This is a genomic window from Kiloniella laminariae DSM 19542, assembly GCF_000374005.1.
Classification (GTDB): Bacteria; Pseudomonadota; Alphaproteobacteria; order Kiloniellales; family Kiloniellaceae; genus Kiloniella; species Kiloniella laminariae.
This window is the reverse complement of record NZ_KB893134.1, coordinates 144,186-157,845: the sequence shown is the minus strand read 5'-3', so window position 1 is coordinate 157,845 and position 13,660 is coordinate 144,186. Positions and strand designations below refer to the sequence as shown.

Sequence of the window (13,660 nt, the reverse complement as noted above, 5' to 3'; positions counted from 1 at the left end):
CAAAAAATGTCTCTGCCCTCCGAAACCAATCTGGGGTTTCGTTTAATAGAGAATCCTGATCGCGAAACTGTAATCGCCCTGGCATCAGCCTATTACCGGGAAGATGATAACAGTTATGGTCTGCCAAGGATCGTAACGGCAATCGACGCCGTCCTGGCGGGCGATCCGCTGGTGCGCCTCTGGATTATCGAACGTAACCAGACCACTATAGGCTATCTCTGTGTCTGTCTGGGCTTTGCCCTGGAAGCCGGAGGACGTGAATTCTGTATTGACGAAATTTACCTTCTTCCGGAACACAGAAGCCGGGGCATCGGACGTAAGGCAATTGCCTTTGCCGAACAGGAATCCCGCAAGCTCGGGGCAACTCGGGTTTTTCTCGAGGTAGAGACTGGGAATCAGCGGGCACACGCGCTATATCAGAAGCTTGGTTTCGAAGCTCACCCACGGGTGCTCATGTCAAAATTCCTGTCACAGGACACCTGATTAGGGTGATTCGGGAGAATATTTGTTGCACCAGACCTCATCAAAAGTACCAACCCACAAAACCAGAATACTGGTCAGTGCCTGTCTTCTCGGACAGGCTGTGCGCTACGATGGACGTTACGCGAGCAGGGGCCACAAACAGCTGCTCGAGTGGCAGGCTGTGGGCAGGGTTGTTACTCTTTGTCCTGAAATGGCTGCCGGGCTCCCCGTTCCGCGCCCGCCTGCAGAGATACATCAGGGGCAGGTTCTTTCAGATCAGGGGGAGAATCTCACCGATACTTTCGACAGAGGGGCAGAAATCGCCTTGCAGCTTTGCCAGAACAAAAAAATCACGCTGGCCATTCTCAAGGAAAACAGCCCGTCTTGTGGCAGCAGCTTTATCTATGATGGACAGTTCAGCGGCACCAAAGTCAGGGGCGCTGGCAAGGTAACGGAGCTTCTTCGCAACCACGGGATCACTGTTTTCAGCGAGGAGCAGATTGAGGAAGCCTGTTGTTATCTTGAAACAACAGCTTAACTGACTGTAACCGTTTCAGCTTCCCGGCAGCAGGAGTTTTTTAAACTCCCCTTTTCACAATGGTTGAAAAACCTTCTGCACAACAATACTTGATGCTACAGTTATGTTCCTTTTTTGTTCCAGAAACATAAAGTGAGATGGCGTAAAATCACATGTATAAATTCACATGACAGTGCAGCTCAAGACGGTCTCATTTCAAGGCATCGAAGTCCGGGCGATTGATGTCCAGGTCCAGTTTTCCAGCGGATTACCAACATTCACACTGGTAGGACTGCCGGACAAGGCCGTGGCTGAAAGCCGGGAAAGAGTACGCGCCGCCCTGACAGCCATCGGTTTGGCTCTCCCTCCAAAAAGGATAACCGTTAACCTGGCTCCCGCCGACCTGCAAAAGGAAGGCAGCCACTTTGATCTGCCAATTGCACTGGGAATTCTCTGTGCCATGGAAATCATTCCGGAAGCGGAATTACAGGACTATACAATCCTTGGCGAGTTGGCACTGGATGCCAGCATCCGCGCTGTCAGCGGTGTCTTGCCCGCTGCCCTTCATGCTCTCGAACAGGAACGCGGCCTGATTTGCCCCGAAGCTCAGGGCAGGGAAGCCGCCTGGATCGACAAGCTCGATATTTTGGCCCCTGCAAACCTCCTTTCCCTGATCAATCACATCAATGGCAGACAAATCCTCAGCCCGCCAAAAGCCGACATGCCATCGCACAACACGGACCGTCCGCATCTGCCGGATCTGAAAGATGTCAAGGGACAGGAAACAGCCAAAAGAGTACTGGAGATTGCCGCGGCTGGCGGACATAACCTGCTGTTCAACGGCCCGCCCGGAGCCGGAAAATCCATGCTGGCCTCCCGGCTTCCCTCGATACTGCCGGAAATGACTCCCGAAGAGATTCTTGAAGTCAGCATGATTCACTCCATCGCCGGATTGCTGAAGAACGGCGCTCTAAAAAATCAGCGCCCCTTCCGCGATCCACATCACTCTGCTTCAGCTCCGGCAATTGTAGGTGGAGGACAAAAAGCCAGACCGGGAGAAATCTCTCTGGCCCATCGGGGAGTTCTTTTTCTCGATGAGCTGCCCGAATTTAACAGATCAGTACTGGAAACTCTGCGACAGCCTCTGGAAAGCGGCCATATTTCCATCGCCCGGGCCGAAGCCCACATCACCTATCCTGCCCGGATTCAGATGGTTGCAGCCATGAACCCCTGCCGCTGCGGCGAGGTTGACCCTGTCACCCAAATCTGTGGCCGAGGACAACGCTGTAGCCAGCAATATCAGGCCCGGATCTCGGCACCGCTTTATGACCGGATAGATCTCTATTTCGATGTTCCTGCCGTAAGGGCGCAGGATCTGTCTCTTCCGCCGCCAGGCGAAGGCAGCAGGGAAATCGCTGCCAGGGTCCAGGCTGCCAGAAATCGTCAGATCAAACGTTATGCCCGCTTTGCCAAAGAACAGCGCCCCTATTGTAATGCTGAAGCTGAGGGGAAAATTCTTGAAGAGGTCACAGCACTTGGCCCGGAGGAAACCAGTCTGTTGCAAAACGCAGCAGAAAAATTCCGGCTGTCTGCCCGGGCATACCACCGGGTGTTAAAGGTATCGCGGACAATCGCGGATCTGGCAGACAGTGAAAACATTGCCTCCACCCACATTGCAGAAGCTCTGAGATATCGCCGAAACAAGGTCTTGTAGAGGGGCTGACATTTCTGTTTCTGTCCCCTTACACCAATAGAACTCCAGGCCAAACTAAATAAATAATACGACCTATAGTTATAGAATTTCATTATTATAACAAATGATTACAATAACTAACCATCATAACAGCAAGAGGTCGTTTATATTTTTTAACTGATAATACAACCCAAATGTGTGTATACTGAAGGTCTCCCGAACGACTGTCGCAATAGTAAACAGGATCGGTATGAGCGTCTCAAACGGCGGTAACCTTAAATACCAGACAATTTTGGACGACTGCGAACGACTGGTCCATAACAGTCCTCTTGGTATGTACTCTGCTGATGCAAATGGTGTTTTTCTGGCCGCCAATCCAGCTCTGATGCGCATTTTCGGCACCGCTGATTCAGACCTTTTTTATGAGCATGTTACAAAGCCGGGCCACAGTATTTTTCTTGACCCCGGCAGTCGGCAAATCTTCTTGCAGCGGCTTGAAAAAGAAGGTGAAGTCAAATCACACCCCTTCCAGGTATACAAAATTGACGGCTCTGTGCAGTGGATCAGCGAAAGCTGTATTGCTCTGGAAGATTCCAGAGGAAAAACAATAGCCATAGAAGGTTATATTGAAGCTTTGGCCTGTGCTCCCTTGCAGGAGGGAAGCGAGCTTGTTCCGGAAAGACGCTTTCGGTCCATCTTTGATCAGGTGCAAAACATCGCCGTTCAGGGGTATGACCAAAATCGCAGGGTTATTTACTGGAACAGTGCCAGCACCAGCTTATACGGCTATTCCGAAGAAGAAGCCCATGGCAGATTGCTGGAAGATTTGATCATCCCCGATCCTCTGCGCAAGAACATCATAAAAGCCCATACCCATTGGCTAAGGGAGGGTACAGCTATTCCTTCAGGCGAAATCACCCTGAAATCAAAAACTGGAAAAGCTGTACCGGTCTATTCCAGTCACGTTCTGATGACCAATGGCCAGAATAAAAAGGAAATGTACTGTATTGACGTCGATCTGACCGAGGTAAAAAAAGTAGAGCGCGCCCTGCGAAAAGCAAAGAATCATGCCGAAAGAGCCAGCAGAGCAAAAACAGCCTTTCTCGCCACCATGAGTCACGAATTGCGCACACCACTGAATGCCATCATCGGGTTCTCCGAAGCCATGGCCCAAAAAATATACGGAGCCCTCGGACATGCCAGATATCAGGAATATGCAAATGATATCAATGCAAGTGGCAATCAACTACTCGAGGTGATCAATGATATCCTAGATCTTACAATGATCGAGGCCGGAGAATACTATATCAGCCCTGAAAATGTTGATCTTGTTTCAGCCATTGATCATACTCTCAGGCTGGTCCAGAGTAAAAACACCAAAAATCAAGTTAGCCTGAGCACACATATCCAGCCCGATTGCCCGCCCATCAGAATTGACCCCAAAAGTCTGAAGCAGATTCTGTCAAACCTGATTTCAAATGCCTTCAAGTTTACAGACTACAGTGGCACTGTCCGGATTGCGGCCAATTTTTCGAACAAGAGCGGCTATACCATCCGGATTGAAGACGACGGGATCGGTATGAACAAGGATGAAATAGAGCTGGCACTCCGACCTTTTACCCAGATTGATGATTCACTTGGCCGAAAATATGGCGGTGTCGGCCTGGGTTTACCCCTGTCCAAATCATTGGTGGAAATCAGTGGGGGTGCCCTGCAACTGACAAGCAATCCGGGGCAGGGCACCAATATCGTGCTGCGTTTCCCGGAAAACCTTGCCGTCAATTCAAATGATCGCAAACTGCGGAAATATCTCGGGTGATATCAAGAAAGATTTCTCCAAAAATTTTCCTGACCTCCTTGGGACAGCCAGCCCCAGGTTCTTTTCTTCAGATCGAAGAAATAAGGAGCCCTAGAAACAAGGCCCCAGATCAACACCTCCAAGCAGGTGTACATGATAGTGCGGTACATCCTGTCTGGCGTGCTCTGCATGATTGGCCAGCAGGCGATACCCGGTTACATCAATCCCCTTTTCCCGCGCAATCTCGCCGACCGCCCGGTTAAGCGCAACAATTTCCTCAGCCGTGGCTTTGGCCGAAAAATCTGCGAAAGAGACATAGGCTCCTTTGGGAATGATCAGAACATGTACTGGTGCTTTTGGCGCAATGTCATTGAACGCAAAAACATGCTCGTTTTCAAAAACCTTGGTGCAAGGAATTTCGCCACGCAGAATTTTTGCAAAAATATTGTTCGAATCATATGCCATTGTCTGCTTTCCCGTAATGTAAGAATGTCTGCCAGTCACTGCCAGAAATTGAGTCAAGAACTACTCAGGAAAATAACTTAACCAGATCAGCAGCTTTCTGGTCAAGAACCTGGAATCACTCACCCTTGCGGGAGGCTTTCTCGGCGATTCCGGAAATCCCCTTGCGCCCCTCAAGTGCTGACCAGACTTCTGCAGGCTGGATACCCCGTTCTGCCCAGAGCACCATCATGTGATAGAGCAGATCGGCTGATTCAGAGATCACCCCTTCACGAGGGCCGGCAACAGCTTCAATCACCACCTCAACAGCCTCTTCCCCAACCTTCTGCGAGATCTTGTGAATCCCCTTGGAAAAAAGGTTGGCAGTATGGGATTGAGAAGCGTCATCCCCCTTGCGACTGAGAACAACCTTGTAAAGCTCATCCAGAATCGTTGCAGAAATACCTTCGTTAAACCCGTCAGACATCAGAATCCTCCGTGATCTGGCGCACAGCAACGCCAGCTTTGGCCATATGTTCCTTGGCTTCGGCAATGCTGTAAGTTCCAAAGTGGAAGATCGAGGCCGCAAGAACCGCTGTCGCATGGCCTTCCCGGACACCGTCAACCAGATGATCAAGGTTGCCGACACCACCCGATGCAATAACCGGAATTCTCACCGCGTCGGCAATGGCTCTGGTTAGAGGCAGATTATACCCCTGCTTGGTGCCGTCGCGATCCATGGAGGTCAGCAACAGCTCTCCCGCCCCCAGGCTTTCCATTTTCCGGGCCCATTCAACCGCATCAAGTCCGGTTTCCTTGCGACCACCATGGGTGAAAATTTCATATTTTCCCGGTGCAACTTCCTTGGCATCAATCGCCACAACAATGCATTGGCTGCCAAATTTTTCACTGGCCTGACGCACAAATTCGGGATTTGTCACAGCCGTCGTATTGATAGAAACTTTGTCAGCTCCCGCCAGCAACAGCGCCCGGATATCCTCAAGCGTTCTGATTCCCCCGCCAACTGTCAGGGGCATAAAACATTCTTCAGCCGTCTGGGAAACCACATCCAGCATGATATCGCGCTTTTCATGGCTGGCGGTGATATCAAGGAAACAAAGCTCGTCTGCTCCGGCCTTGTCGTACAGGCGGGCCTGTTCAACAGGATCACCGGCATCGCGGAGTCCAACAAAGTTGACCCCCTTAACGACGCGCCCGTCCTTCACATCAAGGCAGGGAATAATTCGTGCTTTCAGCATTTTATTCTCCAGAATTATCCCGCAGTGTTCTGACCAGCAGCGAAGACTCCACCAGCTTTTCCCCCGCTGGCAATCGAAAGCGCTTCCCGGGGATCAATCCGGCCGTCATAGATCGAACGACCACAGATCACCCCTTCAATCCCTGCATCTTCAACCGCCTTGAGCTGACGAATGTCTTCAACCGAGGCAACCCCGCCCGAAGCAATGACGGGGATCGAAATTGCCCGGGCCAGTTTCGCTGTCGCCTCGACGTTACAGCCCTGTAACAGGCCGTCCCGATCAATATCCGTATAGACGATGGCACTAACGCCGGCATTTTCGAACTTGCGCGCCAGCTCAGTCGCTTCCAGGTCACTGGTTTCAGCCCAGCCCTCGGTCGCCACCATGCCACCACGGGCATCGATACCGACAACGATTTTGCCGGGAAAAAATTTACAGGCCTCAATGACCAGTGCCGGGTTTTTCACTGCGACGGTTCCGAGAATAACCCGGGACACACCGGCCTCCAGCCACTGCTCGATGGTTTTCAGATCACGAATCCCGCCTCCCAGCTGGGTCGGCATGGAAATCGTCGCCACAATTTTTTCGACCGCGGCACGATTGACCGGGCGGCCTTCAAAAGCGCCGTTCAGATCAACCATATGCAGGAACTGAAACCCCGCGTCCTCAAACTCCTTGGCTTGAGCAGCAGGATTGGAATTGAACACCGTAGCGGTATTCATCTCTCCCTTGAGAAGCCTGACAGCCTCGCCGTCCTTCAGGTCAATTGCCGGAAACACAATCACAACTTATCTCCCTCAGGAAGCATTCAAAATTTTACTGTAGAAATGTCCCGCAACCCACTGGTCATTGACACGTGCATAGGTGTGCTGAGTGCCCCAGCGGGTAAAACCGACCTGCTCATAAACCCGGATCGCCTGTTTCTGGGTTTCACGCACATCCAGATTAAGCACACTCAAGCCGCGGTCAATTGCCGCTTTCTCCACCGCTTTGACCATCTGTGCAGCCAGCCCATGCCCTCGCGCCCAGGGGGCTAGAAAGAAGGAAGAGAGCTGGCCGGAATGGGCCTGGGCTTCATTGTTGCGCGGCTGGCAATGGAGCTGGGCCGACCCGCAGATTGTGCCATCCAGCCGGGCGACAAAGATCTGTCGCCCCGGAACCAGCAGGGTTCCGCGCCAATGGTTTTCCATGATCTCGCGTTCAGGAACCCGCAGCCAGCCGAAGCCTCCACCGGCTTCAATTGCAGATTCAGTCGCGTCACAGAGATCATAGAGATCCGGTCCGCGAAATTCAGTAAGTTCGTTTACCTCGGTTGTCGGGGCAAGATCCGGCATCTGGGGAGTCACGTTCAGGGTTTCCACTTCAGGAAGTTGCTAAATAGGTTCAGCCCGGCAGACTGACTTTTTTCAGGGTGAAACTGGGTCCCGATCATATTATCGCGGCCAATAACGGCGGTGAGGGCATCCCCATAGTCAACCTGGGCCAGAATATGGTCGCTGTTCTCCGGGATATAGTGATAGCTGTGGACAAAGTAAACATGCGTCCCGTTATCCAAACCATCCAGCACCGGATGAGGACGACGAATATTCAGCTCATTCCAGCCCATATGCGGGATCTTCAGGCGTTGGTCTTCCGGGTCCATTTTCACCACTTCGCCAGGAATCCAGCCCAGACCTTCACAATCGCGATATTCGCGACCAACCGAGGCCATCAGCTGCATGCCGACGCAAACCCCCATAAAGGGTTTGCCCTGTTGCAAAACGGACTCGCGCAGGACCTCAACCATACCTTCTGCCGCATTGAGACCCTGCCAGCAATCGGCAAAGGCACCGACACCCGGCAAGACAATATGATCAGCCTGACGTACGGCTTCGGGGTCAGCGGTCACCAGAACAGTAGTCGTCAGCCCAGCTTCCCGGGCTGAGCGTTCAAACGCCTTGGCGGCGGAACGCAGATTGCCCGATCCATAATCAATGATCGCCAGCGTCATGGAATGCACCTCATCAAGTTTCTTCTCTCACTTTATGCCCTGTTCTGCCACCCGGGTGGGCGCGACCAGATCAGAGCACACCTTTGGTCGACGGCACTTCATCGGCTTTGCGCGGATCGATCTCGATCGCCTCGCGGATCGACCGGGCCAGAGCCTTGAAACAGGACTCGATGATATGGTGATTGTTGAAGCCATGCAGCTGATCCACATGCAGGGTCATGCCCGCATTAAAAGCAAAGGCCTGGAACCATTCACGAAACAGCTCGGTATCCATGTCACCAATCTTGTCGCGATCAAACTCGACATTCCAGACCAGATAGGGACGGTTGGACAGATCCAGCGCCACCCGGCTCAGGGCTTCGTCCATTGGCAGCAAACAGGACCCATAACGCTTGATGCCTTTTCTGTCGCCCAGAGCCTGTTTGAAAGCTTGACCCAGCGCAATCCCGGAATCTTCCGTGGTGTGGTGAAAATCGATGTGCAGGTCGCCCTTGGCACGCAGGGTAATATCCATCAGGGAATGACGGGAAAGCTGCTCGATCATATGGTCGAGGAATCCAACACCGGTTTCGACATCGTACTTGCCGCTGCCATCCAGGTTAATGGTCGCTGTAATCTGCGTTTCGTTGGTGTTGCGCTCTATGCTTGCCTGCCGCACGGGCTGTCCTTCCCAATAACTGGACCGAAAGCACCACACTCAGGGATGCAAACGGGAATTGTATAGACGACTGACCTTCTGTTTTGTCAGAAAAGCCGCGGCTTTTGTAGCAGGTCAGCGGCCTTCGTTCCAGAGATGATTCAATAATACTTGTCCTGAATAACCCTGTCCCGCGGATGCTTCACCAGTACCGTCTCCAGCACCGCCACCAGTACCGTACAGCAACAGCGACTGCTGCCTCCCTTCCGCCCGTTGTCATATCCGGGGCAAATCTGTATGACAGAAGCAGAAATTGACGAGCTTTTCAAAAGAGGGAGCCAGGGAGGGAGAAGAAGAATCAAAAAACTTCATCGCAATCCCGAAAAGAATCCCTACTTTCAAGGCATCCTCTCTTGAAGTGACACAACGAACGGACCATTTCAAAACCATGTCTGAACACGATCCAATCAAATGGCGCGGCACGACAATTCTTTCCGTCCGCAAAGGGAACAAGGTGGTCATTGCCGGTGACGGCCAGGTCAGCCTTGGCAACACTGTTATCAAGGCAAATGCCCGCAAGGTCCGACGGCTGGGAAAAGGCGATGTCATTGCCGGTTTTGCCGGGGCGACAGCTGATGCCTTCACCCTTTTTGAACGTCTCGAAGCCAAGCTTGAAACCTATCCGGGCCAGCTGACCCGGGCCTGTGTTGAACTGGCCAAGGACTGGCGTACCGATCGTTATCTGCGTCGACTCGAGGCCATGATGGTGGTTGCCGATGCCGATACCTCGCTGATCCTGACCGGGAACGGCGATGTACTGGAACCTGAAGACGGCTTGATGGGTATTGGCTCCGGTGGTTCCTTCGCCCTGTCTGCTGCACGGGCTCTGATCGATATTGACGGCCTGGAAGCAGAGGCAATCGCCCGGAAATCCTTGGGTATTGCCGCTGATATCTGTGTCTATACCAACAGCAACCTGACGGTTGAAAGCATCGCCACCAAAGCAAAATAAGCAATCCCTGACCAGATAGGTCCCTGGCCAGACAGGCCATTAAAAAGCCACGACCTCAAAAAATTCGAGCGGTAAATTATGACAGAACTCGCCCCCCAGCACGCCAGTGCCTTCAGCCCCCGGGAAATCGTTTCGGAACTGGATCGTTATATCGTCGGCCAGAACGAGGCCAAGCGCGCCGTGGCCATTGCCCTGCGCAACCGCTGGCGTCGACAGCAGCTTCCCGAGGAAATGCGCGAGGAAGTACTGCCAAAAAACATCCTCATGATCGGCCCCACCGGCGTGGGTAAAACTGAAATCGCCCGCCGCCTTGCCAAGCTGGCCAATGCGCCTTTCCTCAAGGTAGAAGCCACCAAATTCACTGAAGTCGGTTATGTTGGCCGCGATGTTGAACAGATCATCCGGGACCTGGTCGATACCTCGATCCTGCTGGCGCGGGAAAACCAGCGCAAGTCGGTTGTGGCCAAGGCCGAGCTGAACGCCGAGAACCGGGTTCTCGATGCACTGGTCGGCGAAGGTGCGAGCGAGGAAACCCGCCAGAAATTCCGCAAGATGCTGCGCGAAGGCCAGCTGAAAGACAAGGAAATCGAGATCGAGGTCGTCGACCACAGCGGCATGCAGATGCCGACCATGGATATTCCCGGCATGCCCGGCGCCAGCATGGGCATGCTCAATCTCGGTGATATCTTTGGCAAGAGCTTTGGTCAGAAAACCAAGAAGCGCCGGGTCAAGGTTGAAGAATCCTATGATCTGCTGATGGCCGAAGAAAGCGACAAGCTGCTCGACGAGGAAAGTATTGTCGGCGAAGCCATCCGCAATGTGGAACAGAACGGTATTGTCTTCCTCGACGAGATCGACAAGATCACCATTCGCTCCGAACGCAGTGGCGGCGATGTCAGCCGCGAAGGGGTACAGCGCGATCTTCTGCCGCTGATCGAGGGCACCACCGTCAGCACCAAACACGGCGCGGTCAAAACCGATCATATCCTTTTCATTGCTTCCGGCGCGTTCCACCTCTCCAAGCCTTCGGACATGCTGCCCGAACTCCAGGGCCGTCTGCCAATCCGGGTCGAACTCAATGCGCTGACACGCGATGACATGAAACGTATTCTGACCGAGCCGGAAAACAGTCTGATCAAACAATATGTTGCCCTGATGGGTACAGAAGATCTGACACTTTCCTTTGAGGACGCATCGATCGATGCCCTGGCGGATCTTGCCGCCGAGATCAACAGTTCGGTGGAAAACATCGGCGCCCGCCGTCTGCACACCGTGCTGGAAAAACTGCTGGAGGAAATCTCCTTCACCGCCACGGACAGGGGCGGAGAGTCTGTGGTCATAACCGCAGAACTGGTCGCGGAACGGGTCTCAAGCCTGGCCAAAGACACCGATCTGTCCAAATTTATTCTCTAGTTCGGAGGACTGTAGATGAAGCAGCGCTATCGCTTTATTACCGGCAGGGACGACGACCAGTTTTGCAAAAGGGTTTCACAGGCCCTGAGCGACGGGTACCAGCTCTATGGCTCACCCTCGCTGACCTTCAATGGCACCGAGGTTATCTGTGGGCAGGCTGTTGTCTGGCCGGAAGATACAAAAGCATCATAAAGCTGTAGAAAGCTATACAGGAGGTGTCCGGGACAAGCCTGTCCGGACACCTCCTGATTCTTTATCATCTTGCTAGATCATCTGCTAGATCATCTGCAGGCTTCTCTTCCGCTAGCCCTGCTTGTCATCCCCGAACTTCTCACCCGGCACAGGCTCGCTCTCCACCCCCAGAATGTCCAGCATGGCTTCGATCTGCTCATCCGTAAGTCCGGCGATTTTTTCGGCAAGACAGTTGGCAAGATAGGTCGCCTTGGGGGCCAGCCCGGCGGTATTGACCGAAACCTTCGGGTCCGAACGAATTGCCAGCGCCTCCAGTTCTTCGGCGTCATCCCAGATGATATTCAGATACTGGCAAACCCGGTGGACAAAGCGTCGGCTCGGCTGTCCCCGATGCCCGTGTTCCACCGATGATAGATAGGCGGAAGAGACACCCAGCCCCTTGGCCATTTCTTTCATGGTCAGCTGACGTTCGGCGCGGATCTCGCGAAGTTTCTGTCCAAAGGGGGTCATATCAACAGTACTAAATATTTTCAGGTGGTCAGGACAAAACCTGAACAGGGGCGGGAAGAGCCAAAAGAATGGGCCAAAGGAGGGACAGTCTCTAACTTTCCCGCGTTCTTTTCAAGAGAACATATAACGCCCCGCTGCCGCCATGGTGATGTTTGGCGTGACTGAAGGCAAGGATAGCACTGCGGTTGGGCTCTTCGTTCAGCCAGCGCGGGACCATGGCTTTCAGGACTCCCTGGGAATGCGGGCCTGACCCCTTGCCGGTAATTACCAGGACATTGCGCAGATCCCGGGCCCGGCAGCTGGCAACAAAACGTTCAAGCGAAGCCTGTGCCTGTTGCTGGGTCTGACCGTGAAGATCCAGCACCGCCTCCAGCGGCAGTTTTCCCTTGGTAAAACGCTCCGCCTGCCGGCGGTCCATGTCATGAACCTGGCCATGTGACAGGGCCGAAGTCTGTTTGGGAAATTTACTGGGCCGGATCTGACTGGGCGCAGAACGATAGGCCTTGAAGGGAATTTCTTCAGCCGTGTTATCCAGATCGGAACTGGCTGAATCCTGATCACTCCAGGGTTGGGGCAGTGTGCGGCCAAAAACAAAGTAATCCCTCTGCTCCAGGGGCTTGACCGTTTTTGACACCATCCGCCAAAGGCCTGTTTCACCTGGTGCTTTTTTTTCAGATCGAGTCCCTGAGACGGCTTTGGCCTGCGACTTTAACCCCTCACCAGATCTCGCAGAAGGCTCCGCCGTAACAGCGGAACTCTTCTGACTGCTAGGAGCTTTGATTGATCTGGATTTGTTTTTTCTTGCCACAGAATTTTACCAAGGGCTTCTATCAAAAGAGCCAAAGAAATAAATGTTGCCCCGGTCATAAACCTCCTATCAAGGTCTGACCAGAGTTTCTTAAGACTCAGAGAGGCTTCTTCCACTCCATCATCATGACAAAAGGCACCTTATTATACTTTTCTACACTATCATGCGGGCCGCCAATTGGCTTTGGCTCATCGAAATAGGTCAATACCAGGCCTGCATCAAGTAATGATGAGATATATGTGGACAAGGGACGATGCCAGTTCCGAATACGTAAGCCTCCCCACTCAAACCAGTTGGCACGTTCTTCCAGATAGGAACCAAGAGGATAATACACTTTTCCATCCCGACCAATAACACTGCCGGTCGTTCCATTTGAAGTGGTAAAGCTTGTCAGATTCGCAATCAATACCCTGCCATTTGGCCTCAAAACCCGGGTGGCTTCTCGAATGGCAGCCTGCAAATCGGTGATGTCAATCAAGCTCAGATAAAACACAACCAGATCAAAGCTCTCATCTGCAAAAGGTAAGCTTTCTGCAAAACAGCACTGATAGTTGCCCCTTGGATCACGGCTTTTTGCATGATTAATGAAGGAATCGACCGGATCAATGCCGGTCACCTCAACATTCTGCTCACCGATCACACGGCAAAATCGGCCTTCACCACATCCAATATCCAGCATATTTGCCGGTTTCTCATTCAGTATTCGTGGAATCATCAGGTGATCGAGAATATATTTTCGGGCGAAGTCACCTTCCTCTCCCATCCGGTCAATCCAGGCATTGGCTGAACTTAACCATCCATTTTCGTCAGGGCATCTTTCCGTCATCGGGGGTTCCAACAAGTTATTAACGCAAACGTTGTGACGATGATTGAACCCTTGATGCCAGCAGGAAACAGTTCACAAACACCAATGTCCCCGATGGTAGAT

Annotated in this window: 17 protein-coding genes; 7 read left to right on the top strand and 10 right to left on the bottom strand. The window is 52.7% G+C overall.

Annotated elements, in window-relative coordinates; translation table 11 throughout:
* The first annotated feature begins 6 nt into the window (after window positions 1-6).
* From B152_RS24830 to B152_RS24825, 4 genes are all read left to right on the top strand, one after another.
* On the top strand, window positions 7-483 hold the full coding sequence (locus tag B152_RS24830; RefSeq protein ID WP_020590460.1) for a GNAT family N-acetyltransferase: 477 nt from the start codon (window positions 7-9) through the stop codon (window positions 481-483).
* A 25-nt stretch (window positions 484-508) separates the two neighbouring features.
* A complete protein-coding gene (locus B152_RS0100770) occupies window positions 509-1,000 on the top strand; it encodes a 2-thiouracil desulfurase family protein (protein WP_020590459.1) in 492 nt (163 codons plus the stop codon).
* A gap of 166 nt (window positions 1,001-1,166) precedes the next feature.
* On the top strand, window positions 1,167-2,693 hold the full coding sequence (locus tag B152_RS0100765; protein ID WP_020590458.1) for a YifB family Mg chelatase-like AAA ATPase: 1,527 nt from the start codon (window positions 1,167-1,169) through the stop codon (window positions 2,691-2,693).
* A gap of 229 nt (window positions 2,694-2,922) precedes the next feature.
* Window positions 2,923-4,491, top strand: a complete 1,569-nt coding sequence (locus B152_RS24825; protein WP_020590457.1) for a PAS domain-containing sensor histidine kinase — start codon at window positions 2,923-2,925, stop codon at window positions 4,489-4,491.
* A 90-nt stretch (window positions 4,492-4,581) separates the two neighbouring features.
* Here the strand turns inward: B152_RS24825 and B152_RS0100755 are convergent, their stop codons facing one another.
* The 7 genes from B152_RS0100755 to hisB all read right to left on the bottom strand — a co-directional run bounded on the left by B152_RS0100755 (window position 4,582) and on the right by hisB (window position 8,818).
* The gene (locus tag B152_RS0100755; RefSeq protein WP_020590456.1) at window positions 4,582-4,935 is read right to left on the bottom strand and encodes a histidine triad nucleotide-binding protein; all 354 of its coding nucleotides are present in this window, start codon (window positions 4,933-4,935) and stop codon (window positions 4,582-4,584) included.
* A gap of 115 nt (window positions 4,936-5,050) precedes the next feature.
* Window positions 5,051-5,398: a phosphoribosyl-ATP diphosphatase gene (locus B152_RS0100750; protein WP_020590455.1), complete on the bottom strand. Its 348-nt coding sequence runs from the start codon at window positions 5,396-5,398 to the stop codon at window positions 5,051-5,053.
* Window positions 5,391-6,170: an imidazole glycerol phosphate synthase subunit HisF gene (hisF, locus tag B152_RS0100745; RefSeq protein ID WP_020590454.1), complete on the bottom strand. Its 780-nt coding sequence runs from the start codon at window positions 6,168-6,170 to the stop codon at window positions 5,391-5,393. The genes B152_RS0100750 and hisF overlap by 8 nt, the downstream gene beginning before the upstream one ends.
* Before the next feature lie 14 nt (window positions 6,171-6,184).
* Window positions 6,185-6,955, bottom strand: coding sequence for a 1-(5-phosphoribosyl)-5-[(5-phosphoribosylamino)methylideneamino]imidazole-4-carboxamide isomerase (gene hisA / locus B152_RS21945; RefSeq protein ID WP_020590453.1), 771 nt, complete (start codon window positions 6,953-6,955; stop codon window positions 6,185-6,187).
* A 12-nt stretch (window positions 6,956-6,967) separates the two neighbouring features.
* On the bottom strand, window positions 6,968-7,516 hold the full coding sequence (locus tag B152_RS0100735; RefSeq protein ID WP_211212083.1) for a GNAT family N-acetyltransferase: 549 nt from the start codon (window positions 7,514-7,516) through the stop codon (window positions 6,968-6,970).
* Window positions 7,517-7,518: 2 nt separating this feature from the next.
* Window positions 7,519-8,160, bottom strand: a complete 642-nt coding sequence (hisH, locus tag B152_RS0100730; protein WP_020590451.1) for an imidazole glycerol phosphate synthase subunit HisH — start codon at window positions 8,158-8,160, stop codon at window positions 7,519-7,521.
* 70 nt (window positions 8,161-8,230) lie between these two features.
* Window positions 8,231-8,818, bottom strand: coding sequence for an imidazoleglycerol-phosphate dehydratase HisB (gene hisB, locus B152_RS0100725; RefSeq protein WP_020590450.1), 588 nt, complete (start codon window positions 8,816-8,818; stop codon window positions 8,231-8,233).
* A gap of 427 nt (window positions 8,819-9,245) precedes the next feature.
* Between hisB and hslV the strand changes: the two genes are divergently transcribed.
* From hslV to B152_RS25715, 3 genes are all read left to right on the top strand, one after another.
* A complete protein-coding gene (gene hslV / locus B152_RS0100720; RefSeq protein WP_026261157.1) occupies window positions 9,246-9,809 on the top strand; it encodes an ATP-dependent protease subunit HslV in 564 nt (187 codons plus the stop codon).
* Between the two features lie 78 nt (window positions 9,810-9,887).
* Complete coding sequence (gene hslU / locus B152_RS0100715) at window positions 9,888-11,222, top strand: ATP-dependent protease ATPase subunit HslU (RefSeq protein ID WP_020590448.1); 1,335 nt, start codon at window positions 9,888-9,890, stop codon at window positions 11,220-11,222.
* Between the two features lie 15 nt (window positions 11,223-11,237).
* A complete protein-coding gene (locus B152_RS25715; RefSeq protein ID WP_020590447.1) occupies window positions 11,238-11,414 on the top strand; it encodes a DUF1737 domain-containing protein in 177 nt (58 codons plus the stop codon).
* A gap of 111 nt (window positions 11,415-11,525) precedes the next feature.
* Here B152_RS25715 and B152_RS0100705 read toward each other — a convergent pair whose 3' ends face one another.
* The 3 genes from B152_RS0100705 to B152_RS0100695 all read right to left on the bottom strand — a co-directional run bounded on the left by B152_RS0100705 (window position 11,526) and on the right by B152_RS0100695 (window position 13,558).
* Window positions 11,526-11,924, bottom strand: a complete 399-nt coding sequence (locus B152_RS0100705) for a helix-turn-helix domain-containing protein (protein ID WP_020590446.1) — start codon at window positions 11,922-11,924, stop codon at window positions 11,526-11,528.
* Between the two features lie 91 nt (window positions 11,925-12,015).
* Complete coding sequence (locus B152_RS21940; RefSeq protein ID WP_020590445.1) at window positions 12,016-12,561, bottom strand: Smr/MutS family protein; 546 nt, start codon at window positions 12,559-12,561, stop codon at window positions 12,016-12,018.
* A gap of 268 nt (window positions 12,562-12,829) precedes the next feature.
* Window positions 12,830-13,558: a methyltransferase domain-containing protein gene (locus tag B152_RS0100695; protein ID WP_026261156.1), complete on the bottom strand. Its 729-nt coding sequence runs from the start codon at window positions 13,556-13,558 to the stop codon at window positions 12,830-12,832.
* Window positions 13,559-13,660 lie beyond the last annotated feature (102 nt).

Bases quoted from the DNA above. Each gene is read 5' to 3' on its own strand.
- B152_RS24830 (WP_020590460.1), top strand. From the start codon at position 7: ATGTCTCTGCCCTCCGAAACCAATCTGGGGTTTCGTTTAATAGAGAAT.
- B152_RS0100765 (WP_020590458.1), top strand. From the start codon at position 1,167: ATGACAGTGCAGCTCAAGACGGTCTCATTTCAAGGCATCGAAGTCCGG.
- B152_RS24825 (WP_020590457.1), top strand. From the start codon at position 2,923: ATGAGCGTCTCAAACGGCGGTAACCTTAAATACCAGACAATTTTGGAC.
- B152_RS0100755 (WP_020590456.1), bottom strand. From the start codon at position 4,935: ATGGCATATGATTCGAACAATATTTTTGCAAAAATTCTGCGTGGCGAA.
- B152_RS0100750 (WP_020590455.1), bottom strand. From the start codon at position 5,398: ATGTCTGACGGGTTTAACGAAGGTATTTCTGCAACGATTCTGGATGAG.
- hisF (WP_020590454.1), bottom strand. From the start codon at position 6,170: ATGCTGAAAGCACGAATTATTCCCTGCCTTGATGTGAAGGACGGGCGC.
- hisH (WP_020590451.1), bottom strand. From the start codon at position 8,160: ATGACGCTGGCGATCATTGATTATGGATCGGGCAATCTGCGTTCCGCC.
- hslV (WP_026261157.1), top strand. From the start codon at position 9,246: ATGTCTGAACACGATCCAATCAAATGGCGCGGCACGACAATTCTTTCC.
- hslU (WP_020590448.1), top strand. From the start codon at position 9,888: ATGACAGAACTCGCCCCCCAGCACGCCAGTGCCTTCAGCCCCCGGGAA.
- B152_RS25715 (WP_020590447.1), top strand. From the start codon at position 11,238: ATGAAGCAGCGCTATCGCTTTATTACCGGCAGGGACGACGACCAGTTT.
- B152_RS0100705 (WP_020590446.1), bottom strand. From the start codon at position 11,924: ATGACCCCCTTTGGACAGAAACTTCGCGAGATCCGCGCCGAACGTCAG.
- B152_RS21940 (WP_020590445.1), bottom strand. From the start codon at position 12,561: ATGGTGTCAAAAACGGTCAAGCCCCTGGAGCAGAGGGATTACTTTGTT.
- B152_RS0100695 (WP_026261156.1), bottom strand. From the start codon at position 13,558: ATGACGGAAAGATGCCCTGACGAAAATGGATGGTTAAGTTCAGCCAAT.